Source organism: Mycobacterium sp. 1245801.1 (assembly GCF_001673055.1).
Classification (GTDB): Bacteria; Actinomycetota; Actinomycetes; order Mycobacteriales; family Mycobacteriaceae; genus Mycobacterium; species Mycobacterium europaeum_A.
On the sequence record NZ_LZKY01000045.1, the window covers coordinates 1 to 23,327 of the forward strand.

Sequence of the window (23,327 nt, forward strand, 5' to 3'; positions counted from 1 at the left end):
ACTCTGGCCACCAGCAAAGCCACCCACGGCACCCCCACTCCCGTCACCAAGCGCGCACGCTCACGTGAGGCAACGACACCCCCAACGCGCGCATCTTGACATGAGGCAACTTGCGACAAGTGCGGTCAGTCGCCCTGCCGGATCCAGGCGACGATGTACAGGGTCATCGCCGTGACCAGCGCGATGAGGACCCACTGCACGATCGCCTGGTCGATCCACGACCCGGGCGGCGGGGCCCCGGGCAGGATGTTGCGCAGCGGGACGATCGCGAACAGGTTCGCGGCGTACCAGGTGGCGAACGGCGGCAGGAACTTCCTTCGGCCCAGCGCCATCGGAATGGCGACCAGCAGGGCCAGGGTGGGCAGGCTGACCAACACCAGGCAGATGCCCAGGTCGAAGATCAGGGGACCCTTGGCCCGCTTCAGGGTGATCACCACATTGCCGTTGTCGGTGGCGCGGGAGGTGGGCAGCGCGCTCGGGTCGTGCATCCGGTTGACGCTGACCTGCCACCCGTCCAGCGCCCCGGTCACCTCGACGCGGGCGGGCACCTTCCTGCGGTTCTCACCGGTGCCCACGAACGCGTCGGCCGCGATCGGCTCCGTCTGATAGGAGTCGAACGGCCAGTTACCCGGATCACCGTGCGCCTCGATGGTGGTGCTGAGCTGGGCCGGCGCCTTGCCCTTCGGGTATTGCAGATCTCCCAGATCGCTTGTGGGATAAAGCCGGACCGCGACGTCGTTGGCCAGCACGTCAAACCTGTTGTCGTACTGGGCAACTCCTGGATACGCCAGCACCTCGACGGACAGCCGGTTGGCCACCGGCTTCAACTCTTCGAGGCGCAGCTGCACGATCGTGGCGTCGCCGCCGCCCTGGCTCAGGTCCAGTGGCGGCAGCGGCCCCTCTGACCGCTGTAGAAAGTGCACGCCGAACAGCGACAGGACGTAGACGATGATGACGCCCGCGAGAATGCCGACGCCAATCGCGATCCGCGGCGCCTCCAGCTTCTGCTTCGGGGCCTCGGTGGTCATCGCCGGCCGCCGCGAGCAACACCCCGCCGGGAATACCGAAGTGCTTGCTGACGCCGGGCCGGTGCCGTCGGCGAGAACCGGTCGGAAGAGGGCGACACGCCGTCAGATGTTAGCGGACCGACGCGGCCGCCCGCGCGACGAAAACTCCTGTCCAGTAACGCATCAGGCCCGCGTCACCCATCGGCCATGCGCCGTTTACATCGCCGGCTGAAAAAGCGGCCCTCCGGCCTGGCGACACCCATTTGCTAACCCGATGACGAGCCGGCCACGCAGCGAAACCCGATGTGGGTCGTCGCCGAGTCCTGCGATTGTGGTGACCGGGCCGCCGGACGGTAACGGTGGCAGTACTCCGGCGCGCAAAGGTGGCTGCCGCCCTTCAACGCTTGGTTGACGGACGGATCGGCCGGGCCCGACGGGGCGCAGCAGGACTTGGGCGGCGGGTCGAGCCGGTGACGCGCCGAGTATTCGGTGGCCGTCCACTCCCACACGTTGCCGATCATGTCGACGAGCCCAAAAGCGTTGGGGGGGAAGGTACCTACCGGCGAGATCCCCACCCAGCCGAGCGCCCCGTCGTTGCGGTACGGGAAGCTGCCCTGCCACGTGTTGGCCATCAGCCGGCCCTCGCTGGTGGCCTCGTCACCCCAGGAGTACGTGGTCGTCGAACCGGCCCGCGCCGCGTACTCCCACTCGGCCTCGGTCGGCAGGCGCCGGCCGGCCCAGCGCGCGTAGGCGGTCGCATCCGGATACGCCACCTGCACCACCGGATGATCGCCGCGGTCGCGGACATCGCTGTCGGGCCCGAACGGGTGGCGCCAGCTCGCGCCGGGCACCCACTGCCACCACTGTCGCCAGTCGCGCAGGTCGACCGGCCCAGCGGTCGGACGGAAAACCATTGCGCCCGGGCACAAGTCGCCGGGGTCCGCGCCCGGATACAGCGTCGGGTCGATCGGCTGCTCGGCCACCGTCACATATCCGGTGACGGCGACGAATTCGGCGAACTGCGCGTTGGTGACCGGGTGCCGTTCCACCGCGATCGGACCCACCGTCACGGTGTGGATCGGCGCCTCTTCGGGGTAGAAGCTGGTCGATCCCATGCGGAATGATCCGCCGGGGAGGTCGACCAGCTCGGTTAGCACCCCGTCAGGCTACGCCCGCCGGGCGCCTCAGTCGGATTGCCGATACCAGGTGAGCATGTACAGCGCCATCGCCGCGACCAGTGCGATCAACACCCAGATCACCAGGGCTTGGTCGATCCACGCGCCCGGCGGGGGCGCCCCCGGTAAAAAGTTGCGGATGGGGATGACGGCGAACAACATGGCGGCGAACCACGTGACGAACGGCGGCACGAATTTCCTTCTGCCCAAGGCGATTTGGATGACCACGGCGAAGGCCAACGCGGGCAGCGCGAAGAGAACCAGGCAGATCCCGAGGTCGAAGATCAGCGGGCCCTTGGCCCGGTGCAGGGTGATGACGACGTTGTCGGCGCGATCCGAGTCCTGGCTGGCCTCGCCGACGCGCTGAACGCTGACGTCCCAGCCGTCCAGGCCTCCGGTGACCTCCACCCGCGCGGGAATGTAGCGGCGCGCATCACCCTGGCCGACGAGCACATCGGCGGATAGGGCGTCGGTGCGGTAGGAATCGAACGGCCAATTGTTCGGGTCGCCGTGTGCCTCGATGGTGGTCGCGACCTGCGCCGGCGACTTGCCGGCCGGGTACTGCAGATCGCCGAGGTCGTTCGGGGGATCCATGCGCACCGCGGTGTCCGTCTTGAGCACCTCCAGGCGTTTGTCGAACATCGACTCCTCGGGGATCACCAGCACCTTCACTGTCAACCGGTTCGCGGCGGTGTCCAGCTTCTCCAGGCGCACCAGCACGACGGTGTCATTGGTGGCGTTGAGGTCCGGCGGCTTGAGCGGGCCACCCGATTTCGCGAGCAGGTGCACCCCGAACAGCGACAGGACATACACGGCGAGGAAGCCCGCGACGGCGGCCACGGCGATGACCCTGCGCCGCTTGCGCCGGTCGGGCTCGGCCGGTGACGCGGGTGCCGCGGGTGGTTGCTCCGCTGGCGCCGGAGGCGGTGGCGAGGGTGGCGCTTGATGGGACATCGGTCACACCTCCGTGGGAACTCGAACACTCGTGGACGGATGCTAGCGAACTCGCCACCGGCGCGGGCGAAGTTTAAAAATTCGTCATGTTTAGGTAATTTTCGCCGGGTCCGCTGCACCGCGCGCCGGTCCAGCGAAACGAACTTGTGGGCTCGGCGGCCACCGCGCCCCGCGCCGCGCAACCCTTCGATCGCGGCCGGTGCGCGCACCAGTTCATCCGGAGTTTGTTTGCCTGTTCAACCGGTGGCGGTAGATGTCGACTGTGCAGCGCAAGCGTTGGGCACCGGCCACCGGCGTTCTGGTGACCGCCCTGGTGGTCTCGGCATGCAGCAACTCCCCCGCGAGCCTGCCGTATACCGCCGGCGCCAAGGTGGACTGCGGCGGCAAGCAGACCCTGGCGGCCAGCGGCTCGACCGCGCAGGCCAACGCGATGACCCGGTTCGTCGACGCCTATCGCCAGGCCTGCTCCGGGCAGACCCTGAACTACACCGCCAACGGGTCGGGCAACGGGATCGCCAACTTCCTTGCTGGCAGAACGGATTTCGCCGGATCGGACACACCGCTGTCGGGTGAGCAGTACGCCACCGCCAGACAGCGGTGCGGCGGCGCCGACGCCTGGAACCTGCCGGTGGTGTTCGGCCCGCTGGCCATCACCTACAACCTCGCCGCAGTCGACTCGCTGGTGCTCGACGCGCCCACGCTGGCCAAGATCTTCAACGGCACGATCACCCGCTGGGACGACCCGGCCCTGACGTTGCTCAACGCCTCCATGCCGGCCGAGGACATTCACGTCATCTACCGCAGCGACGGTTCGGGCACCACCGACAACTTTCAGGCCTACCTGCAGTCCGCGTCCGGCGGGGCATGGAACAAGGGCGCGGGCAAGGCCTTCAACGGCGACGTCGGCACGGGCGCCGTCGGCAACACCGGCATCGCGGCCGCCGTGAAGAACACCGAGGGCGCGATCGGCTACACCGAACTATCGTATGCGCTCCAGCAGGGACTGTTCGCGGCCGAGATCAAGACGCCGGCCAGCCGCAGATCGTTGCGTCCCGTCCGGATCGGCACCGACACCGTCGGCAAAACCATCAGGGGCGCCAGGATCACCGGCGCCGGCAACGATCTGGTGCTCGACCTGTCGTCGTTCTACAACCCCGCCCAGCCGGACGTCTACCCGATCGTGCTGGCGACCTACGAGATCGTCTGCTCCAAGTACCCCACCTTCGATGTGGCCAAGGCGGTCAAGGCTTTTCTACAGGCGGCCATCGGCCCCGGCCAGATCGAACTGGCCAAAAGCGGCTACATCCCGTTGTCGCCCGAGTTCCAGGCGCGGGTGTCGGCCGCGGTCGACGCGATCAGTTCGGTGGACGCACCAAAATCCGAATGAGCAAAACTAGGTCCGGGTAGGCGCTTTTCGATCGCGTTGTCGCCACCAGCCGATCAGGAACAGCGTCAGCGCGGTGACGAGCCCGATCAACACCCACAGCACGATGGCCTGATCCACCCACGAACCGTACGGCGGGCTGCCCGGCAGGATGTTGCGCAGCGGGACGATCGCGAAAAGCATTGCGCCGTACCACGTGGTGAGCGGCGGCAGGAACGACGTGCGGCCCAGCGCCACGGGAATGGCGACCCATAGCGCCAGCACGGGCAGCGAGATCAGGACCAGGCAGATGCCGACATCGAAGATCAGCTGCCCCTTGGCCCGGTGCAGCGTGATCACCACGTCGTCCTTGAGGTCCGGGTTGTTGTCTTCGGCGTCGTGGACGCGGGTGACGGTGGCATCCCAGCCGTCCAGCCCCCCGGTCGCCTCGACGCGCGCGGCCGTCTTCTCCTTGCCGGCGCCGGACCCGGTGAACACGTCGGCCGAGATGACGCCGGTCCGGTACGAGTCGAACGGCCAGTTCGCCGGATCGCCGTGCGCCTCGATGGTGGTTGTCACCTGTGCGGGTGCCTTGCCGACCGGGTACTGCAGATCACCCAGGTCGTTGTCGGGATACAGCCGGACCGCCGCATCGGTCGTGAGCACCCCGAAGTTCTTGTCGTACAACGTGTCTTTGGGGTAGACGAGCACATTGACCGTCAGCCGGTTCGCGACGGTATCCAGCTTCTCCAGCCGCACCTGCACGACGCTGTCCTCGGCCTCGACCTTGCTCAGGTCTACCGCGGGTAGCGGGGGCGCCGATTTGGCCAGCAGGTGCACGGCGATCAGCGACAGCACGTAGATGACGACGAGGGAGGCGACGATCCCGAACGCGATGGCGATCTGCCGCCCTCGCGCGCCGGCCGGTGCCGGCGGCGCGGGTGGTCCGGCGGGCATCGGGGTACTCATCAGTCCTTCGAAAAGGCAAGCGCGATCTCGGTTTCCACGTCCACATAGGGTCGGCCGGACAGGTCGACGGTCACCTGGGTGATGGTGCCTCCGGTGAAGGTGAACGGCGCCTTATAGCGACTGGAGACGCCCGACCCGCCGTTGCGCCCGACCGTGATGCCCGCGCCCGCCAGCCCGAAGGTGCCGGGGTGGGTGCTCACCCCGGTCAGCATGCCGACGACCTTGTCGTCGATGAACAAGCTGACGTCACCGAGCGGCGTGTGACTGTTCTCGACCGTCCCGGTGCGTGAATAGCTGGCGCCGAACAGATGTCGGCCCAGCGGCACGGCGTCGGACGACGACACCTCCTGCTGGCGCTCGCCGAGGAAGTTGTACACGTAGTGCAACCGGCCGTCCTGGATGAACAGCACATGCCCGCCGTGCGCGCCGCCCTGCTTGAACAGCACACCCTCGGCGCCAGTGGTATCGACGGTCACCTCGGCGAGCACCGAGAAGGACCGGCCGCGGATTTCGGCGGCGGCACCGATGCTGACGTCGGCGCAGTCCGGATAGTAGATGTAGGTGTTCCGGTCGCTGACCAGATATGGCCGCGACCGGCCCAGCGTCTCGAGGATGTTCAGGTCCGACAGCGGCAGTCCGTTGTATTTGGCCGCCTCCGAGAACCACAGCGCCTTGAGTTCTTCGAGTTTGTCCGGGTTTTCGGCGGCCAGGTCGTGGCACTGGCTGCGGTCGGCCTCGATGTGGAACAGTTCCCAGCGGTCGGCGTCGAAATGCGACCAGCCGGCCGGTGTCGCCGCATGGACGGTGTTGGCGAACCAGCCCTGGTGCCAGATCCCGCGGGTGCCCAGCATGGTGTAGAACTGGGTGCTCTTGCCGGTGTCGGCGCCCGGATCGGCAAGGGCCGCCTTGAAACTCACGCCGTCCAGGGGCTTCTGGGGGATGCCCTTGAGGGTCTGCGGTGGCGCCATGCCCAGCAGGTCGTAGACGGTCGGGGTGATGTCGCAGACGTTGACGTAGGTGTCGCGAACCTGCCCGTGTGCGGCAATTCCGTTGGGCCACGAGATGATTGCCGTATCCGCGATGCCACCCTCATGGGAGGCGTACCGCTTGTAGAGCTTGTAGGGCGTGTTGAAGGCCATCGCCCAGCCGATCGGGTAATGGTTGTAGGTCTCGGGGCCGCCGAGGTGGTCGAACAGCTTCATGCTCTCTTCGACGGTGTCGATGTAGCCGTTGAAGAACTTGCCCTCGTTGACCGAGCCGTTCGGGCCACCCTCGCCGCTGGCGCCGTTGTCGGAGATGACCACGATGATGGTGTTGTCCAGCTGGCCCGATTCCTCGAGATAGTCCAGGATGCGGCCGATCTGGGCGTCGGTGTAGCTCAAGAACCCGGCGAACACCTCGGCCATCCGCGCGAACAGCCTTTTCTCTTCGTCGTTGAGTGAATCCCAGGGCCGCACGGTGTCCTGCAGCGGCCACGGCTCACCGCTCGGTCCCTTCACGTCCAGGTACGGGTTGACCGGTGACAGCTCGGTGTCGGGCGGCACGATTCCGAGCGCCTTCTGCCGCTCCAGCACGATCTCGCGGTAGCGCTCGTAGCCCATGTCGAAGCGACCGGCGTAGCGGTCGGCCCATTCTTTGAATACGTGATGCGGCGCGTGCCCGGCGCCGGGGCACACGTAGGAGAACCAAGGCTTCTCGGGCGCAATAACTTTGGCGTCGCGGATGAACTCGATGGTCTTGTCGGCCAGGTCCTTGGAGAGGTGGTAGCCGTCCTCCGGGGTGCCCGGCGGGCTCACCGGGTGGTTGTCGTACACCAGGTCGGGATACCACTGGTCGGTTTCACCGCCCAGGAATCCGTAGAACCGTTCGAAGCCACGCGAGGTCGGCCAGTGCCGCTTGGTCGACGCGAGATTCGATTCCTCGAGCGGGGTCAGGTGCCACTTGCCCACGGCGTAGGTGTTGTAGCCGTGCTCGGCGAGCGCCTCGGAGAGCAGGCCGGTGTCAAACGGTATGCGGCCGTTGGCATTGGGGAAGCCCTCGGTGAACTCCTCGATGGTGGCCATGCCGACCGTCGTGGCGTTGCGTCCGGTGAGCAGCGACGCCCGGGTCGGCGAGCACAGCGCGGTGGTATGGAATTGCGAGAGCCGGACGCCACGCTCGGCGATGCGCGACATGGCCGGCATCTCCACCAGACCGCCGAAGCAGTCCCAGGTGGCGATGCCCGTGTCGTCCCACACCAGGTACAGGACGTTGGGTGCGTCGGGGGGCGCGGTCGGCGCGGCGTAGGGTCCCCAGTCCGGTTCGGAGTCCCGGATGTCGAGCTCGATCTTCCCGTTGAACTGCCCCGACCCAGTCGCCATCGCCGCAGACTACACCCGCGACGGGGCGTTCGCTGCCGCTAGCTAAAAGGGCTTACTTAGCCTTTTCCAGAATTTCGACGAGGCGCCAGCGCTTGGTCGCCGAGGTCGGGCGGGTCTCCATCAGCGATACGCGGTCGCCGATTCCGGCCGTGCTGTTCTCGTCGTGCGCCTTGACCTTCGTGGTGGTCCGGATGATCTTGCCGTACAGCGGGTGACGCACGCGGTCCTCGAGCTCGACCACGATGGTCTTCTGCATCTTGTCACTCACCACGTAGCCGATGCGCACCTTGCGCCGTCCCCGCACCTTCGGGTTGGCCGGAGTGTGCTTGGGGCCTTTGGGATTACCGTCCTTCGACGCGGCCTCGGTTGCGGCGGCCTTCTTGGGCGCGGCCTTCTTGGCTTCTGCCATCACGATTCCTTACCATCCGGCCCGGAAGCCAGGCCCAGTTCTCGTTCGCGCAGCACCGTGTAGACGCGCGCGATCTCCTGACGCACCGTGCGGAGCCGGCGGTTGTTGGTGAGCTGTCCGGTCGCCATCTGGAAACGCAGATTGAACAGCTCTTCCTTGGATTCGCGCAACCGCTCGGTGAGCTCCTCTTCGGTGAGCTCACGCAGTTCGCCAGGCGAAATTCCCACTGCCATCAGAACTGATCCTCTCGAGTCACGATGCGGGCCTTGATCGGCAACTTGTGGATCGCGCGGGTCAGCGCCGCCCGGGCGGTCTGCTCGTTGGGGTAGCTGAGTTCGAACAGCACCCGGCCCGGCTTGACGTTGACGACCCACCACTCCGGCGAACCCTTACCCGAACCCATGCGGGTCTCGGCGGGCTTCTTGGTCAGCGGCCGGTCGGGGAACACGTTGATCCACACCTTGCCGCCACGCTTGATGTGCCGGTTGATGGCGATACGAGCGGACTCGATCTGGCGGTTGGTGACGTAGGCGTGCTCCAAGGCCTGGATGCCGTAGTCACCGAAGTTCACCGCCGTGCCGCCACTGGCGATGCCGCGCTGGCGGGGGTGGTGCTGCTTGCGGTGTTTAACCCTGCGGGGAATCAACATGATTCAGCTCTCCGTGCTCTGTGGTTCTGCAGCGGGTGCGGACTGGGCCGGCGCGGCGCCAGCGCCCTCTTCGGCGCTTGCGGCCGCGCGGCCGGCCTCGGTGCTGGTGGCCGTGGTGCCCGACGCGCCACTGCGACGCGGACGGGTGCCCGACGGACGCTCACGGCGCGAACGCTCGGCACCGGCCGGAGCGGCGGCGGCCAATTCGCGCTTCCCGCCGACGATGTCGCCCTTGTAGATCCACACCTTGACGCCGATCCGGCCGAAGGTGGTCTTGGCTTCGTACAGGCCGTAGTCGATGTCGGCGCGCAGCGTGTGCAGCGGCACCCGGCCCTCGCGGTAGAACTCCGAGCGGCTCATCTCGGCGCCGCCGAGGCGGCCGGAGCACTGCACCCGAATGCCCTTGACGTTGGGCTGACGCATCGCCGACTGGATGGCCTTACGCATCGCCCGGCGGAACGCCACGCGGTTGCTCAGCTGCTCGGCGACGCCCTGGGCCACCAGTTGCGCCTGCGACTCCGGGTTGCGGACCTCGAGGATGTTGAGCTGAACCTGCTTGCCGGTCAGCTTCTCCAGGTCGGCACGGATCCGGTCGGCCTCGGTGCCGCGGCGGCCGATCACGATGCCGGGACGTGCGGTGTGGATGTCCACCCGGACTCGGTCACGGGTGCGCTCGATCTCCACGTCGGCGATCCCGGCCCGCTCCAGGCCGGTCGAGAGCAGCCGCCGGATGGCGACGTCTTCCTTGACGTAGTCCGCGTACTGCTTGTCGGCGTACCAGCGTGACTTCCAGTCGGTGGTGATGCCCAGCCGAAAACCGTGCGGATTGATCTTCTGGCCCACTAGTCTGAGCCTCCCTTCGCGTCAGAGGTCTCAGACGTCTTGGCTTCGGCCTTCGCCGCCTTCTTCGCGGGCGCTTTGGTGGCGGCCTTCTTGGCGGGCGCCTTGTTGGCCGGCGCTTTCTTGGCGGGGGCCTTCGCGGCGGCCTTGCTGGCCTCGGCGCGACGGGCCCGGGACGACTTCGCCGATCCCTGGTCCTTGCCCGGCCGGCTTTCCACCACGACGGTGATGTGGCTGGTGCGCTTGCGGATCCGGAACGCGCGGCCCTGGGCGCGCGGACGGATGCGCTTGGCGGTGGGGCCCTCGTCGGCGTAGACGGTGGCGACCACCAGGGTCGCCGGGTCCAGCCCGTTGTTGTTCTGCGCGTTGGCCGCGGCACTGGCGATCACCTTGGCCACCGGCTCGCTGGCGGCCTGCGGCGCCCAGCGCAGGATGTCCAGCGCGTCGGCCACCGAGCGGCCGCGCACCAGGTCGATCACCCGGCGCGCCTTTCTCGGCGACACCCGCACGAACCGTGCTTTGGCCACCGCCGATGGGAATTCCGTTGTGGTCATCGCCGTTTGGCCTTCCGGTCGTCCTTGATGTGTCCCTTGAAGGTGCGGGTGGGCGCGAATTCACCGAGCTTGTGGCCGACCATCGCCTCGGTGACGAACACCGGGACGTGCTTGCGTCCGTCGTGGACGGCGAAGGTGTGGCCGATGAAGTCAGGAATGATCGTCGAACGTCGCGACCATGTCTTGATCACCTGTTTGGTGTTCTTCTCGTTCTGCGTGTCCACCTTCTTGAGCAGGTGGCCGTCGACGAACGGGCCCTTCTTCAGGCTGCGTGGCATGTGCTGATACTCCTGACTTCCTAGCGACCGTGCTTCTTGCCGGTGCGCCGGCGTCGGACAATGAGCTTGTTGCTGGCCTTGTTCGGGTGGCGGGTGCGGCCCTCGGGCTTGCCCCAGGGGCTCACCGGGTGACGACCACCGGAGGTCTTGCCCTCACCACCACCGTGCGGGTGGTCTACCGGGTTCATCACCACACCACGGACGGAGGGGCGCTTGCCCTTCCACCGCATCCGGCCGGCCTTGCCCCAGTTGATGTTCGCCTGTTCGGCGTTGCCGACCTCGCCGACGGTGGCGCGGCAGCGCACGTCGACGCGGCGGATCTCACCGCTGGGCATCCGCAGCGACGCGTAGGTGCCCTCTTTACCGAGCAACTGGATGCTCGACCCGGCCGAGCGCGCCAGCTTGGCGCCGCCGCCCGGCCGCAGCTCCACGGCGTGGATGACGGTACCGGCCGGGATGTTGCGCAGCGGCAGGTTGTTGCCCGGCTTGATGTCGGCGTTCGGGCCGCACTCCACCACGTCGCCCTGCGAAAGTCCCTGCGGCGCAATGATGTAGCGCTTCTCGCCGTCCAGGAAGTGCAGCAGCGCGATGTTGGCGGTGCGGTTGGGGTCGTACTCGATGTGCGCGACCTTGGCGTTCACGCCGTCCTTGTCGTTGCGGCGGAAGTCGATCACCCGGTAGGCGCGCTTGTGGCCGCCACCCTTGTGGCGGGTGGTGATGCGGCCGTGCGCGTTCCGGCCACCGTGGCCGTGCAGCGGGCGCACCAGCGACTTCTCCGGGGTGGAACGGGTGACTTCGGAGAAATCGGACACGCTCGAGCCGCGGCGGCCCGGGCTCGTCGGCTTGTACTTACGAATTGCCATGTCTAATCAGGTCTTCCTCTCGCGGCGGCTACGCCGGTGCCCCGAACAGATCGATCGGCTTGCTACCCGGCGCCAGCGTGACGATGGCCCGCTTGGTGCTCTTGCGCTTGCCGAATCCGGTCCTGGTGCGCTTGCGCTTACCTTGCCGGTTCGCGGTGTTCACCGATGCGACCTTGACGGAGAAGATCTTCTCGATAGCGATCTTGATCTGCGTCTTGTTCGAATCGGGGTGCACCACAAACGTGTACACGTTGTCGTCGAGCAACGAGTAGGACTTCTCCGAGATGACCGGGCCCAGAATGATGTCGCGGGGGTCAGTGATGGTCGCCATCTAGGCCGTTACCTCCACATCTTTATCGGCGGCGCCGCCGGTGGCCCCGGCGATGTAGGCGCCCAGCGCCTCAACGCTGAACACCACGTCGTCGGAGCGCAGCACGTCGTAGGTGTTGAGCTGGTCGGGAGTCAACACGTGCACACCGGGCAGGTTGCGCACGCTCTTGGCGCCGGTCTCGTCGCTGCGCCCGATCACGACCAGCACCTGCTTGCGGTCGGTCAGCGTGCCCAGGAATGCCCGGGCGTTCTTGGTCGACGGCGTCTGCCCCGACACCAGCTCGGTGATCGCGTGGATGCGGCCGTTGCGAGCCCGGTCGGACAGGGCACCGCGCAACGCCGCGGCAATCATCTTCTTGGGCGTGCGCTGGCTGTAGTCGCGGGGCTTGGGCCCGTGCACGACGCCACCACCGGTGAACTGCGGGGCGCGGGTCGAACCCTGACGGGCCCGGCCGGTTCCCTTCTGCCGGTACGGCTTACGGCCACCGCCGCTGACATCGCCGCGCGTCTTGGTCGAGTGCGTGCCCTGACGCGCCGCCGCCCGCTGCGCGGTGACGACCTGGTGCATCAGCGCGATATTGGCCGGCGCATCGAACAACTCGGCCGGCAACTCGATCGAACCCTCGACCTTGCCGCCCGGCGTCTTGACGTCAATCTTCACCGCTGCCATTACTTCTCACCTCGCTTGACCGCGCTGCGGACCACGACGAGTCCACCGGTGCGGCCGGGGACCGCGCCCTTGATCAGCAGCACGCCGTTCTCGGTATCGACCTTGTGCACCAACAGGTTCTGGACGGTCACCCGGTCGCTACCCATCCGGCCCGCCATCCGGGTGCCCTTGAAGACCCGGGCGGGGGTGGCGCAGCCGCCGATGGAACCGGGCCGCCGGTGCACCGCCTGGGCACCGTGGCTGGCGCCCTGGCCACGGAAGCCGTGGCGCTTCATGGTGCCGGCGAAGCCCTTGCCCTTGGAGGTGCCCGTGACATCGACGTAGGCGCCGTCGGCGAAGATCTCCGCCGTCAGCTCCTGGCCGACCTCGTATTCGGCGGCCGCCTCGGGGTTCTCCAGCCGCAACTCGGCCAGAAACCGGCGCGGGTTGACGCCCGCGGCGGCGTACTGACCGGTCACCGGCTTGTTGACCTTGCGGGGACTGATCTCGCCGTAGGCCAGCTGCACGGCGCTGTAGCCGTCGCGCTCGGGGGTACGGATCCGGGTCACCACGTTCGGGCCGGCCTTGACGACCGTCACCGGCACGACCCGGTTGTTCTCGTCGAACACCTGCGTCATGCCCAGCTTGGTACCCAGGATGCCTTTTCTTGCCATGAGTCGCCGATCTCCTACTGGATGTTGACGTCGACACTGGCCGGAAGGTCGATGCGCATCAGCGCGTCGACGGTCTTCGGCGTCGGGTCGAGGATGTCGATGAGCCGCTTGTGCGTGCGCATCTCGAAGTGCTCCCGCGAGTCCTTGTACTTGTGCGGTGAGCGGATGACGCAATACACGTTCTTCTCAGTCGGCAGCGGCACCGGACCTACAACGCTGGCACCCGTGCGGACGACGGTCTCGACGATCTTGCGCGCCGACGCGTCAATAGCCTCATGGTCGTAGGCCTTAAGCCTGATGCGGATCTTCTGTCCCGCCACGCTTCTCCTACCCTCACTCCTGTTGGGGCCCGCTATCCGGGCTCACATAGTCCTCAGTGCCTCCCAGCGCGCCAGTCGGCGGCCCAATCTTGGGCCGATCGAGCGTTGCGCCGGATATTGCGCCGCTGTTTACCTGTCGTGGTCCACCGGCCCTCGCGGTCGGGCGTGTCACCCTCACGCAGCCTCAGCACGACAATTTCAGGATCGAAATTCGTCGCTCTCAAAGGATGGGACCGGACGCGCCCGTTTGGACGCTGGTCGTATGCCCGACCAGGCGCAAACCCGGCTCAAGGCAACCTGAACAGTATGCCTGAAGATCGTGGCCGATCAAAATTCGGCCCGGATCTGCGTCCGAATCCGCCGCACCCGCCTCGCGGACGGTAGCACCGGAGGATAACCGCGCTGGTCAGAAGCGCCTAGCTGGCGGGGCGCCGGCCCTCAGGCGCCCGCCGATTCGACAGTCGCCGCGCCGGACCTGGCGCACTGGACGTGCAGGAAGCCGTCGACGGCCTCCAGCGCGCATTGCCGGTAGTCGAAATCGGGCAGGGTGGACAGCCTGCCCAGCACCAGGGGCCCGATGAGCAGGGCGATCGCCCGCGACCGGTCGACCTCCCCCAGCTCGGCGGCCTCCGGGCTGTCGAAGATGGCGTCGAAGGGCTCCGCGTACTGCTGGGCGATGCGCTCGCGCAGGGTGGTGATGGCCGCGCTGTCGGCGTTGTGGCTGCGCCGCGGCTCGGGCATGCCTTCCAGGTCGCGGCCCAGCGCCAGCCAGGACATGGCGGTCATCACGGTCGGGGCCAGGGCAACGGCCTCGGCCTGGGCCAGCACCACCGCGACCAGCCGGTCGCGTAGCGAGCCCTCGGCCGGCGGGGTGGGCGACGCCGGTATCAGGCTGTTGAAAGCCGCTGCCAGTAAGTCGTTTCCGCTCGGGAAGTGGCGATACAGGGTTGCCCGGGCGACGTTGGCGGTGCGGGTGACCGCGTCGACCGTCACCGCACTGGGACCCCCGGCGCGCAGCAGCGTGACGGCGGCTTCCAGCAGCCTGGCCCGCGACCGTGCCGGGCGCGGGTCGGACGTCTCGGTGGAAATTGCGCCCACCTCCCGTTTGAAAACAAGACTATCGGTCTACCTACAAGACTATTGGTCTCGAAACGTCGCACGGTCCCAAGGAGGCGCACCGCATGGTCGAAACCCTCGTCCGGAATGACCAGCGTACTGACGGGATCGGCATCGGCGATAGCTTCCGGGCCCGAAACTGGACGCTGGCCGTCGCCTGCATGGGGGTGGCCCTGGTGGTGGCGTCGATGACGGCCCTGAACACCGCGCTCGGCGACCTGGCGGTCGCCACGTCGGCCACCGCCTCACAGTTGAACTGGGTCGTCGACGGCTACACCGTGGCGTTGGCCTGCCTGCTGCTGCCGGCCGGCGCGATCGGTGACCGCTACGGACGGCGCGGCGCGCTGCTGACCGGACTGCTGGTGTTCTCGATCGGCTCGGTGGCGCCGGCGCTGCTGCACAACCCGTCCCAGATCATCGCGGGGCGGGCGGTGGCCGGGATCGGTGCCGCGTTCGTCATGCCCGCGACGCTGTCGCTGCTGACGGTGGCCTATCCAAAAGACGAGCGCACCAAGGCCGTTGGGATCTGGGCGGGGACGGCCGGTTCCGGCGGCGTGTTGGGCATGCTCGGTTCCGGCCTGCTGCTTCGGTTTTGGGACTGGCACGCCATCTTCTGGTCGCTGGGCATCGCCGGCCTGCTGATTTTCGCGCTGGCCTGCACCGTGGCGTCGTCACGCGACGCGGGCGCTCCCCGGGTCGATGCGCCGGGCGCGGTCCTGATCGGCGCGGCGGTCGCCGTCGCCGTGGCCGCCATCCTGGAAGCGCCGGGGCGCGGGTGGAGCGACCCACTGGTGTGGGGCGGGCTGGCGGTCGGCGCGGTCATGGCCGCGGCGTTCGGCGCGCTCGAGTTGCGCCTGGCGGCGCGGGGCCGGCAACCGCTGCTGGATGTCCGGTTGTTCGCCGACCCGAATTTCGCCACCGGAGTGACCGCGATCGTCATCCTGTTCGGCGCCACCTTCGGGTTCTTCTATATCGGCATGCAATACGTGCAGCAGATCATGGGCTACTCCCCGTTGGCGACGGCGGCAGCCTTCGGGCCGTTCATGGTGCCGCTGGGCATCTTCTCGGCCCTGTCGTTCTGGTATGTGCCCAAGCTGGGCCTGCGGCTGGTGTTGTTCGCCGGCACCCTGCTGATGGCGGTGGGGTTCGGGTGCATGTACTGGCTGGACCTGCACTCCACCTACCTCGAGTTCGCCTGGCCCACACTCATTCTCGCCACCGGCATCGGAATCTGCACGGCGCCGACGACGTCGGCGATCATGGGTGCGGTTCCCGATGAGAAGCAGGGCGTCGCCTCCGCGGTGAACGACACCTCACGCGAGATGGGCGGCGCGCTGGGCATCGCGGTGGCCGGTTCCATCCTGGCCGGTCGCTACTCGCACGAGCTCGCGCCCAGGCTGTCGGGCTTCCCCGCACCGGTGCGGGGTCAGGCCACCGACTCGCTGGCCAAGGCGGTCGAGATCGCCGGCCGGCTCGGACCCCAGGGGCGCCAGCTGGCCGACATCAGCAAGTCCGCGTTCCTGGCGGCGCTGCACGCCTCCACCATCACGATGGCCGCGATCGTCGCCCTCGCGGCCGTGGCGATCGGGGTGTGGGCCCCCGGCCGCGACGGCCGCCAGCTGCGCCCGATGCGGCGGCTGCTGTCGCGTCACTGAGCGCGCCGGCGGCCACCGTCAATGCCGTTGTCCGACAGCCGATTCAATGCACAAAGACACCGCGGCGAATGCTTGCAAGCGGCCGCCGTTTCTGGTATCAGAGATGTATATCGACAGTTACAAGTCATCTCTGTACTCCCGAGGTGGATGTGGTGTTGATGGGCGTTACGAGCGTGGTCGAGCCGGCATGCGCGGCGATCCGTGAGGCGGCGGCGATCGTGGAGGCCGAGTGGATGCGCCTGCGGCGACCGAGCGTGCCGGTTCGATACCCCAACTGCGAGTTGCCCGCGGCGCGGCGTGGCCGGCGCGGCGCGACCACCCTGGTCTCCCTCGCGCCGACGCGGGTCAGGCGCTCGACGCGCCCGCGTGCCACCGACGGCCGATGGCCCGTCTCCCTGGTGTGGGCGCGGCAGCGTTCTCCTCCGTAGTGCCAACGTCTTTCGCAGTCGAGGCGAGAGGAGGTGACTGACAACAGATAAAGCACGGGCTATCGAAGCATGAGATGGCGGTCGTGCCGTCCACGAATATTGCGACGCATTGTTCGCGCGACGCACACCTGCGCGCGCACAGCCACTTGTCGTGGCCATCTACGTGGACCGCATGATGTTCGCCGCCTCGTCGGGCGGGCCGCCGCGGCGGCCGAGTATCTCGGCTACCGCGTCGCGGCCCGCCCATTTGTCCGCGTTCACTGTACGAACTGCGCGGCCCGGTGCCCGATCATCACGATCGTGGCGTGCGGCCCGCGGCTGGTGATCGCCGGTAGGACCGAGCCGTCGATCACCCACAGGTTGTCGATGCCGAGGACCCGGCACCGCGGGTCTACGACCGCGCGCGGGTCGCCGTCGGCACCCATCGGCGCGGTCCCGCAGAGATGTTGCGAGGTCGACCAGACGGCCGCCGCCGCATCGACTGTGCCACCGGCCAATTCGCGGGCCAGTTCGCTGCCCCGGCGCAGCGCCGCGACGTCGTCGGGCTCACTGTCGTAGCGGTGTTCGATTCGCGGCGACACATCCGGATCGGCCGAGACCAGCGTCATGCGCCCACGCGCGAGTGGTTGCATCAGCGCCACCCCGATGTGTGGCCAGTCGGCGTGCCCGGCGGTGCCGTCGCCGGTCATCGCCACGAATCCACCCGTGTACGGCCGGATCTCGAGATCGTCGGCGGTGCACAGCACCACCTCGAGCACCGGCCGTCCGGGCGCCACCGTCCAATCCGTGGGCAGCACCCATTCGGCGTGATCGCTGAACGACGTCCCCACCGGCAGCGGCGCCAGCACCGGCACCCCGGCGGCGGCCAGCATGGCCTCGTCGCCGATGCCCGAGAGCATCAGCAGGTGGGCCGTCTCGATCGCGCCGGCGCACAACACCACCCGGTCGGCGGTATAGGTCACCCGTCCCTGCGGGCCGATCGCATCCACGCCCACCGCGGCGGTGCCGGCAAAACGCAGGCGGGCCGCCCGGGTCTGCGCTTGCACGGTCAGGTTCGGCCGGCGCAACGCCGGGATCAGATATCCCGCGCCGGACCCCCGCCGCACGCCGTCGACGATGTTGAGCGGCACGGCGCCGATCCCCGAGACCGGTTCTGCTGCAGCGTCGTTGAGATCGTCGACCCAGCCGAACCCGGCGCGCTGGGCGGCACCGACGAAACGCTCGGTGGTTCCGGTCATGTCGTGGGTGCGGCGCACCCGGATCGGGCCGCTGCGCCCGTGGGCGGGTCCGTCGAAGTCCAGGTCGGTCTCGATGGCGCGGAAGCTGTCCAGCACGTCGGGCCATCCCCAGCCCGGGATGGCCATGCGATCGAAGTCGCGCGGTAGCCCCCGGCAGAAGTAGCCGCCGTTGATCGCGCCCGATCCGCCCACGGTCGCACCGCGCACGATGGGATGCTGGCGGGCGGGTTCGTCGGTGAGCCGGGTCTGGTAGCGCCGGACCAGCGGGCTGCCGACACCTATCGGCAACTGCAACCCGTTCGCGGTCTGGGCGAGAAGTCCCGGATCGTCGAGCGCGGGGCCCGCCTCGAGGACATGCACCGAACATTGCGGATCGGCGGAAAGGCGTTCCGCAACAACCGATCCTGCGCTGCCGGCGCCGACGATCAGCACATCGCTGTGCGAGGCGGCCTTACTCAAGGGCGGGTCAAGGTGTGATTAATTCCGGATCTGGGGCTTCAGGGCGCGCACGTTGCGCTCCCGCAGCACGCCCCACCACAACCCGAGCCCGTACGCCAGGTCGTCGACGCGCTTGAGCAACAGGTAGGTGGGCAGCCCGATCGGTTGGACCTCGTCACCGATGGCGTCGCGGCGGCGAAGCCAGTCGACCACCCCGTCCATGACCGCCGCGACCAGCACCACCCGCCTGAAGTGACGCGACATGGTGGCGGCCACCAACGCCAGCGGCCAGTAGTGCCGGCACAGCGCCGACGCCAGCTGCAGCGCCGCCGACCACAGCCCGCGGCCCGCGATCATCGCGACGTCGGTCATCGACGTCTCGGCGGTGCGCATCGCGCGCGCGATCCGGCGACCGGTCAGGACGGCGAGCAGGAGGGACGCCAGCCGCGACAGGGTGGACCCGAATGCCATCAGGATCCACGTCATCAGCGCCCACCCGGAAATCACCACCGGCGCCGTCTTGTCCGGGTGGCGGACCGACAACGGGGCCGCCGAGCCGCCGTAAAAGGCCTTGCGCGCCAGCCAATCCCGCAATTCGGTGCGGTGGTCGTGGGCGACCAGGGCGATCGGTTCGTAGCGCAGCCGGGCCCCCGCCTCGATGAGCCGCCAGCACAGATCGACGTCCTCACCGGACTGCAGGGTCTCGTCGAACCCGCCGACCTCCCGGATCGCCGAGCACCGGCAGATGATCGCCGCGCTGGGCACGTAGGACACCGTGCTGTGCGGCAGCACCGGCGCCTCGCGCTCACCGAGGTCGAGCGACGAGTGCACCGCCTCGTAGCGCGCCACCACGTTCTCGCTGTGCGAGAGGCCGACGATGCGGGGCGCGACCAGGCCGACCGTGGGATCGCAGAAGTGACCGAGCAGGGCCTCCAGCCAGCCCCGGCGGGGGGCGACGTCGGAGTCCAAGAAGGCGACGAAGTCCGTCCGGCACGCCCGCAGGCCGGTGTTGCGGGCCGCCGCCGGACCCTTGCTGCGGTCGTGTCGCAACACCTCGATGTCGCAGTGCGCGCCGACGAAGTCGTCCGGGACGATCGGGGGAAACGAGCCGTCGTCCACCACGACGACGCGCAGGCCGCGCAGTGAACTGACCAGGCGCCGCACCCCAGATAGGTTGTCGCGCACCGGAATTACCACCGTGACGTCATGGTGCGACGGGCCGCCCGCGGGGCGGGGATGCGCCACCGTCGCGTCCAGCAGGGTGCGGGCCAGCTGGGCGGACAGCTCGTCGCGCACCTTCAGCCGGCCATCGGAGAGCATGTCCTGGGCGGCGGGCGCGAGCTTGAGCAGGCGGGTGGGCGACCCGCCGAGCAGCGCCGAGCCATCGCCGAGCACCCGCACCCGGCGATCGACCTGGACGGCGAACCCGTTGGGCAGTCGGGGGGCGGTCACCCGAGCATCCCGTCGGGCCCCGGCCGCCATCGGGCGACTCGGCGGACACAGCCGTCGACCATCTCGGCGAGGATCCGCTCACCCTCGGCGGCGGTGGCGGTGGTCGGGTCGCCCAGCACGCCGACCGGGCTGACCGCCGCCACTCCCCCGCGGCGCATCGACCCGAGCAACTCGGGCAGGGGCGCGGTGTTGCCGGCCACCCGCCGATCGGCCCGGACATCGGCCGGCGAGATGTGCAGCAGCACCGATGTTTCGGTATGGCCGGCGTGGGCGTCGCCGCCAATGGTCAGGCAGGGGCACCAGCCGGCGTCGCGGCCCTCGGTGCGCAACAGGGCCACCGCGCTGCGCAGCGCGGTGACATTGCCGCCGTGCCCGTTGACGAACACGATCCGCCGGGCCCATCCGGCCGCTGACCTGCCGTACTCGACCAGCAGGGTGGTCAGGGCCTCGGTGCCCAGCGAGATCGTTCCGGCGAAGCTCTGGTGCTCGCCGCTGGCTCCGTAGGCCAGGGCCGGCGCCACCAGCCACTCGTGGCCGAGACGGCCTCGAGCGCCGCCGGCGACCGCCGTTGCGATCCGGGTGTCGGTGTCCAGCGGCAGGTGGGGACCGTGTTGTTCGGTCGACCCCAGCGGAACCAGTACCGAGGCCGCCTTGTCTGATAGCTGGCTCGACGTCGCGGTTCCCAAGTCGCCGAGTACGGGCACTCGGTGATGGTAGGACGAATTCACCTGGCGTGCACCGATTGTTGAAGCCTCAAAATGACTTTTTTTCTTCGGTCGTTCATCGGGCGTTCGAATCGTGGGCTCGTCCGTCACGGTTACCCCGCCCGTATCACGATTTGCGCAAGCGTCACTTAATCCGGGTATGTCCGACTTGGATAACCGGGCTTCCGCTAAGCCCCGCCGCCCGAGGGCACGCCCAGCGCCCGGGTGAACCCGGGTGGGACCAGGATGTGGTCCGGCCCGAGGTCGTGCACCGAGGACAGGCCCAGACCCATCAGCGCCGAGTCGATGCCACCGCGCAGGATGTCGAGCACGTTCTCCACCCCCGGTTGCCCGGCCGCGGCCAGCCCCCACAGGTAGGCCCGGCCGATCATCACCGCGCGCGCCCCCAGCGCCACCGCCTTGACGACGTCGCTGCCGCGCCGGATGCCGCCGTCGAGAACCACCTCGATCTGGTCGCCGACGGCCGCGGCCACCGCGGGCAGGGCGCGAATCGAGGCCGGGGTGCCGTCCAGGTTGTTGCCGCCGTGGTTCGACACCGAAATGGCCGAAACCCCCGCGTCCACGGCCCTTTTGGCGTCGTCGACGCGCATCACGCCCTTGAGCATGAAGGGCCCGCCCCACAGCTCGCGGAGCCAGGCGATGTCCTCCCAGGTCGGCGGCGGCGTACCCATCCATTCCCCGTAGGCCTGGAAGAACGGGGGGCCGGGCTCGCCGCGGCGGCCCTGGTTGGGCACCCGCAGCTCCGGGGGCCGCATGGTCTTCGCCCACTGCAGCAACCACCGCGGCTTGGTGACGACCTCCGGGCTCATCTTGACGATGGTCTTGAAGTCCATCTTCTCCGGGATGGACGGGCTGCCCCAGTCCCGGCCGTGCGAGAAGCTCCAGTCGGTGGTGACGATCAGGCCGACGGCGCCGGCCGCCCGGGCGCGCTCGACCCGCGCGGCGATCGCGTCGCGATCACCCAGCCAGTACACCTGGAAGAACACCTTCGGGTTCGCCGCGATGACCTCTTCGATCGGCTTGCTGGCGAACGAGGACAGCCCCATGGCGGTGCCGCGGGCGGCGGCGGCCCGCGCCACGGCAACCTCGCCGTCGGGGTGGACCGCCTGCACGCCGGTCGGCGAGATCAGCACCGGCAGCGAAATGTCTTGCCCCATAACGCTGGTCGACAGGTCGCGCTTCTCCTGCGCGCCGATGACGTGCGGCGCGAATCCGAGTTCGCTGAAGGCTGCCACGTTGTCGGAGACCGTGACTCCCTTTTCGCTGGCCGAAATCAGCGACGAGTACGTCGATTTCGGCAACCGGCGCTTGGCGCGCTGCTGCGCGATAGCGACGGTTTCGAACCATGCGTCGGCCATCGTTACACCGGACTTTCGTTACACATGCGCGCGGGCGGCGCCACCGGCGTGATGGCCGGCGGCCGCAGCGACAGGGTCAGCGGCACCGGTTGGCGGATGCGCTTCCCGCGGGAGTGATCGGCCCGGGGGCGCGGCGTCTCACGCTCGTGCGCCAGCGCCGACGCGCTGTGCCCCTGGACGCATTCGGGGTCCGGGCCGTCCAGCGGCAGCCCGGTGAAGAACTTGGCGGCCATGCATCCGCCCCGGCAGCTGTCGTAGTGGCCGCAGCTGCCGCAGGCGCCGGCCGACTGGGGCTCGCGCAGCTCGCGGAACAGCGGGGCGTTCTTCCAGACGTTGTCAAAACCCCCATCGGACAACACGTTTCCGGCCAGGAAGCGGTCGTGGATGGCGAACGGGCAGGCGTACACATCGCCGACCGGGTCGATCAGGCACACGACGCGCCCGGCCCCGCACATGTTCAGGCCGGCCAGGGCGCCGGATTGGCCGAGTGGGGCCAGGTGGAAGAAGGAGTCGCCGGTGAGCACCCGCTCACCCTTGGCGACCAGCCAGTCATACAGCTGGACCTGCTGGTCGGCGGTGGGGTGCAGCTCTTCCCAGACGTCGGCGCCGCGTCCGGACGGGCGCAGCCGGGTGATCCGCAGTGTGGCGCCGTAACGGCTTGCCAGCGCGGCGAATTCGTCGAGCTGGTCGACGTTGTGCCGGGTGACGACCACGGAGATCTTGGCGTCGGAGAAGCCGGCGTCGGCAAGGTTCTGCAGCGCCCGCTCCGCCATGTCGAACGACCCGGCTCCCCGCACGGCGTCGTTGACCTCGGCGGTGGCGCCGTCCAGCGAGATCTGGACGTCGACGTAGTCGCTGGCCGCCAGCCGCGCGGCGACCTCGGGGGTGATCCGCACGCCGTTGGTGGAGAACTTGACCCCGACGTGGTGCTCGGTCGCATAGTCGACCAGCTCCCAAAAGTCCGAGCGCACAGTCGGTTCCCCGCCGCCGATGTTGACGTAGAACACCTGCATGCGTTCCAGCTCATCGATGATGTCCATGCACTGACGGGTGGACAGCTCCCGCGGGTCCCGTTTGCCCGACGAGGACAGGCAGTGCACGCAGGCCAGGTTGCAGGCGTACGTCAGCTCCCAGGTGAGGCAGATGGGTGCGTCGAGCCCGTGCTCGAACTGCTCGATGAGGCGGGGCACAGGGGCCGCTGTTGTCATTGGTTGTCCTCCAGGGGCACCAGCATGTTGGAATCGACGAGCACACCGAGCGCATGCAGGTAGGGCGCCTGCGCGGCGTCCTGGACGCCCGCCGCGCGGCAGGCGGACCGGATGTCGGGATGGTCGGCCAGCGACTGCACCACCGTGAGGATGGTGCGGTTCTTCAGAAACGACAGCTTGCGGGTACCGAAGTGGTAGAGCAGCGCGCCGAACGGTTCCGGTCGAACCGCCACCTGGGGGTGCAGTCGCCAGCCGCGATCAGGATCGAACGGGGTCGCCGTCCGGGCCTGCGCGGGCAGGGGCACAGTCAGTAGA

Annotated in this window: 26 protein-coding genes; 3 read left to right on the forward strand and 23 right to left on the reverse strand. The window is 68.4% G+C overall.

Features of this window, described 5'->3' with window-relative positions:
- Positions 1-125: 125 nt before the first annotated feature.
- From A5622_RS02405 to A5622_RS02415, 3 genes are all read right to left on the reverse strand, one after another.
- Positions 126-1,028 carry a DUF4436 domain-containing protein gene (locus tag A5622_RS02405; RefSeq protein ID WP_066876425.1) on the reverse strand — a complete coding sequence of 301 codons (903 nt, stop codon included), beginning with the start codon at positions 1,026-1,028 and terminating at the stop codon, positions 126-128.
- Between the two features lie 245 nt (positions 1,029-1,273).
- Positions 1,274-2,164 carry a formylglycine-generating enzyme family protein gene (locus A5622_RS02410; protein ID WP_066876427.1) on the reverse strand — a complete coding sequence of 297 codons (891 nt, stop codon included), beginning with the start codon at positions 2,162-2,164 and terminating at the stop codon, positions 1,274-1,276.
- A 27-nt stretch (positions 2,165-2,191) separates the two neighbouring features.
- Positions 2,192-3,136, reverse strand: a complete 945-nt coding sequence (locus A5622_RS02415; protein WP_066869382.1) for a DUF4436 domain-containing protein — start codon at positions 3,134-3,136, stop codon at positions 2,192-2,194.
- Between the two features lie 253 nt (positions 3,137-3,389).
- Between A5622_RS02415 and pstS the strand changes: the two genes are divergently transcribed.
- A complete protein-coding gene (gene pstS / locus A5622_RS02420; protein ID WP_156752813.1) occupies positions 3,390-4,523 on the forward strand; it encodes a phosphate ABC transporter substrate-binding protein PstS in 1,134 nt (377 codons plus the stop codon).
- 6 nt (positions 4,524-4,529) lie between these two features.
- On the opposite strand, the gene A5622_RS02425 is transcribed toward pstS, so the two are convergent.
- The 14 genes from A5622_RS02425 to A5622_RS02490 form a co-directional block, all read right to left on the reverse strand.
- Positions 4,530-5,456: a DUF4436 domain-containing protein gene (locus A5622_RS02425; RefSeq protein ID WP_066869376.1), complete on the reverse strand. Its 927-nt coding sequence runs from the start codon at positions 5,454-5,456 to the stop codon at positions 4,530-4,532.
- A gap of 11 nt (positions 5,457-5,467) precedes the next feature.
- Positions 5,468-7,828: an arylsulfatase gene (locus A5622_RS02430; protein WP_066876431.1), complete on the reverse strand. Its 2,361-nt coding sequence runs from the start codon at positions 7,826-7,828 to the stop codon at positions 5,468-5,470.
- A 52-nt stretch (positions 7,829-7,880) separates the two neighbouring features.
- Positions 7,881-8,237, reverse strand: coding sequence for a 30S ribosomal protein S17 (gene rpsQ, locus A5622_RS02435; protein ID WP_066869370.1), 357 nt, complete (start codon positions 8,235-8,237; stop codon positions 7,881-7,883).
- Positions 8,237-8,470, reverse strand: coding sequence for a 50S ribosomal protein L29 (rpmC, locus tag A5622_RS02440; protein ID WP_055401869.1), 234 nt, complete (start codon positions 8,468-8,470; stop codon positions 8,237-8,239). The genes rpsQ and rpmC overlap by 1 nt, the downstream gene beginning before the upstream one ends.
- Positions 8,470-8,886: a 50S ribosomal protein L16 gene (gene rplP, locus A5622_RS02445; protein ID WP_007773582.1), complete on the reverse strand. Its 417-nt coding sequence runs from the start codon at positions 8,884-8,886 to the stop codon at positions 8,470-8,472. Before rplP ends, rpmC begins: the two co-directional genes overlap by 1 nt.
- Before the next feature lie 3 nt (positions 8,887-8,889).
- Positions 8,890-9,729 (reverse strand): 30S ribosomal protein S3, encoded by an 840-nt coding sequence (gene rpsC, locus A5622_RS02450; protein ID WP_066869367.1) that lies wholly within the window; start codon positions 9,727-9,729, stop codon positions 8,890-8,892.
- Positions 9,729-10,280: a 50S ribosomal protein L22 gene (gene rplV / locus A5622_RS02455; RefSeq protein ID WP_066869364.1), complete on the reverse strand. Its 552-nt coding sequence runs from the start codon at positions 10,278-10,280 to the stop codon at positions 9,729-9,731. Before rplV ends, rpsC begins: the two co-directional genes overlap by 1 nt.
- A complete protein-coding gene (gene rpsS, locus A5622_RS02460; RefSeq protein WP_007773585.1) occupies positions 10,277-10,558 on the reverse strand; it encodes a 30S ribosomal protein S19 in 282 nt (93 codons plus the stop codon). The genes rplV and rpsS overlap by 4 nt, the downstream gene beginning before the upstream one ends.
- A 20-nt stretch (positions 10,559-10,578) precedes the next feature.
- A complete protein-coding gene (gene rplB, locus A5622_RS02465) occupies positions 10,579-11,421 on the reverse strand; it encodes a 50S ribosomal protein L2 (protein ID WP_007773586.1) in 843 nt (280 codons plus the stop codon).
- A gap of 28 nt (positions 11,422-11,449) precedes the next feature.
- Positions 11,450-11,752 carry a 50S ribosomal protein L23 gene (gene rplW / locus A5622_RS02470; RefSeq protein ID WP_007773589.1) on the reverse strand — a complete coding sequence of 101 codons (303 nt, stop codon included), beginning with the start codon at positions 11,750-11,752 and terminating at the stop codon, positions 11,450-11,452.
- The gene (gene rplD, locus A5622_RS02475) at positions 11,753-12,421 is read right to left on the reverse strand and encodes a 50S ribosomal protein L4 (protein WP_066876433.1); all 669 of its coding nucleotides are present in this window, start codon (positions 12,419-12,421) and stop codon (positions 11,753-11,755) included.
- Positions 12,421-13,074, reverse strand: coding sequence for a 50S ribosomal protein L3 (gene rplC, locus A5622_RS02480; RefSeq protein ID WP_066869357.1), 654 nt, complete (start codon positions 13,072-13,074; stop codon positions 12,421-12,423). The genes rplD and rplC overlap by 1 nt, the downstream gene beginning before the upstream one ends.
- Before the next feature lie 14 nt (positions 13,075-13,088).
- Positions 13,089-13,394, reverse strand: a complete 306-nt coding sequence (gene rpsJ / locus A5622_RS02485) for a 30S ribosomal protein S10 (protein WP_003873519.1) — start codon at positions 13,392-13,394, stop codon at positions 13,089-13,091.
- A gap of 438 nt (positions 13,395-13,832) precedes the next feature.
- Complete coding sequence (locus A5622_RS02490) at positions 13,833-14,432, reverse strand: TetR/AcrR family transcriptional regulator (protein WP_197497926.1); 600 nt, start codon at positions 14,430-14,432, stop codon at positions 13,833-13,835.
- Positions 14,433-14,575: 143 nt separating this feature from the next.
- Between A5622_RS02490 and A5622_RS02495 the strand changes: the two genes are divergently transcribed.
- Together A5622_RS02495 and A5622_RS02500 are read left to right on the forward strand one after the other, a co-directional pair.
- A complete protein-coding gene (locus A5622_RS02495; RefSeq protein WP_066876437.1) occupies positions 14,576-16,165 on the forward strand; it encodes an MFS transporter in 1,590 nt (529 codons plus the stop codon).
- 158 nt (positions 16,166-16,323) lie between these two features.
- Positions 16,324-16,593 (forward strand): hypothetical protein, encoded by a 270-nt coding sequence (locus A5622_RS02500; RefSeq protein ID WP_156749126.1) that lies wholly within the window; start codon positions 16,324-16,326, stop codon positions 16,591-16,593.
- 257 nt (positions 16,594-16,850) lie between these two features.
- On the opposite strand, the gene mftG is transcribed toward A5622_RS02500, so the two are convergent.
- The 6 genes from mftG to mftB form a co-directional block, all read right to left on the reverse strand.
- The gene (gene mftG / locus A5622_RS02505) at positions 16,851-18,290 is read right to left on the reverse strand and encodes a mycofactocin system GMC family oxidoreductase MftG (protein ID WP_066876441.1); all 1,440 of its coding nucleotides are present in this window, start codon (positions 18,288-18,290) and stop codon (positions 16,851-16,853) included.
- A gap of 18 nt (positions 18,291-18,308) precedes the next feature.
- Entirely contained in the window at positions 18,309-19,721 is a 1,413-nt protein-coding gene (gene mftF / locus A5622_RS02510) for a mycofactocin biosynthesis glycosyltransferase MftF (protein ID WP_156752814.1), read from the reverse strand.
- Complete coding sequence (mftE, locus tag A5622_RS02515) at positions 19,718-20,449, reverse strand: mycofactocin biosynthesis peptidyl-dipeptidase MftE (protein WP_066876444.1); 732 nt, start codon at positions 20,447-20,449, stop codon at positions 19,718-19,720. Before mftE ends, mftF begins: the two co-directional genes overlap by 4 nt.
- A gap of 164 nt (positions 20,450-20,613) precedes the next feature.
- The gene (mftD, locus tag A5622_RS02520) at positions 20,614-21,804 is read right to left on the reverse strand and encodes a pre-mycofactocin synthase MftD (RefSeq protein ID WP_066876446.1); all 1,191 of its coding nucleotides are present in this window, start codon (positions 21,802-21,804) and stop codon (positions 20,614-20,616) included.
- Between the two features lie 2 nt (positions 21,805-21,806).
- Positions 21,807-23,012 carry a mycofactocin radical SAM maturase gene (gene mftC / locus A5622_RS02525; RefSeq protein ID WP_066876447.1) on the reverse strand — a complete coding sequence of 402 codons (1,206 nt, stop codon included), beginning with the start codon at positions 23,010-23,012 and terminating at the stop codon, positions 21,807-21,809.
- A partial coding sequence (gene mftB, locus A5622_RS02530) for a mycofactocin biosynthesis chaperone MftB (RefSeq protein ID WP_232002827.1) occupies positions 23,009-23,327 on the reverse strand: 319 nt, incomplete at its 5' end. The genes mftB and mftC, both read right to left, overlap by 4 nt.

Bases quoted from the DNA above. Each gene is read 5' to 3' on its own strand.
- A5622_RS02405 (WP_066876425.1), bottom strand. From the start codon at position 1,028: ATGACCACCGAGGCCCCGAAGCAGAAGCTGGAGGCGCCGCGGATCGCG.
- A5622_RS02415 (WP_066869382.1), bottom strand. From the start codon at position 3,136: ATGTCCCATCAAGCGCCACCCTCGCCACCGCCTCCGGCGCCAGCGGAG.
- pstS (WP_156752813.1), top strand. From the start codon at position 3,390: ATGTCGACTGTGCAGCGCAAGCGTTGGGCACCGGCCACCGGCGTTCTG.
- A5622_RS02425 (WP_066869376.1), bottom strand. From the start codon at position 5,456: ATGCCCGCCGGACCACCCGCGCCGCCGGCACCGGCCGGCGCGCGAGGG.
- A5622_RS02430 (WP_066876431.1), bottom strand. From the start codon at position 7,828: ATGGCGACTGGGTCGGGGCAGTTCAACGGGAAGATCGAGCTCGACATC.
- rpsQ (WP_066869370.1), bottom strand. From the start codon at position 8,237: ATGGCAGAAGCCAAGAAGGCCGCGCCCAAGAAGGCCGCCGCAACCGAG.
- rpmC (WP_055401869.1), bottom strand. From the start codon at position 8,470: ATGGCAGTGGGAATTTCGCCTGGCGAACTGCGTGAGCTCACCGAAGAG.
- rplP (WP_007773582.1), bottom strand. From the start codon at position 8,886: ATGTTGATTCCCCGCAGGGTTAAACACCGCAAGCAGCACCACCCCCGC.
- rplV (WP_066869364.1), bottom strand. From the start codon at position 10,280: ATGACCACAACGGAATTCCCATCGGCGGTGGCCAAAGCACGGTTCGTG.
- rpsS (WP_007773585.1), bottom strand. From the start codon at position 10,558: ATGCCACGCAGCCTGAAGAAGGGCCCGTTCGTCGACGGCCACCTGCTC.
- rplB (WP_007773586.1), bottom strand. From the start codon at position 11,421: ATGGCAATTCGTAAGTACAAGCCGACGAGCCCGGGCCGCCGCGGCTCG.
- rplW (WP_007773589.1), bottom strand. From the start codon at position 11,752: ATGGCGACCATCACTGACCCCCGCGACATCATTCTGGGCCCGGTCATC.
- rplD (WP_066876433.1), bottom strand. From the start codon at position 12,421: ATGGCAGCGGTGAAGATTGACGTCAAGACGCCGGGCGGCAAGGTCGAG.
- rplC (WP_066869357.1), bottom strand. From the start codon at position 13,074: ATGGCAAGAAAAGGCATCCTGGGTACCAAGCTGGGCATGACGCAGGTG.
- A5622_RS02495 (WP_066876437.1), top strand. From the start codon at position 14,576: ATGGTCGAAACCCTCGTCCGGAATGACCAGCGTACTGACGGGATCGGC.
- A5622_RS02500 (WP_156749126.1), top strand. From the start codon at position 16,324: ATGGGCGTTACGAGCGTGGTCGAGCCGGCATGCGCGGCGATCCGTGAG.
- mftD (WP_066876446.1), bottom strand. From the start codon at position 21,804: ATGGCCGACGCATGGTTCGAAACCGTCGCTATCGCGCAGCAGCGCGCC.
- mftC (WP_066876447.1), bottom strand. From the start codon at position 23,012: ATGACAACAGCGGCCCCTGTGCCCCGCCTCATCGAGCAGTTCGAGCAC.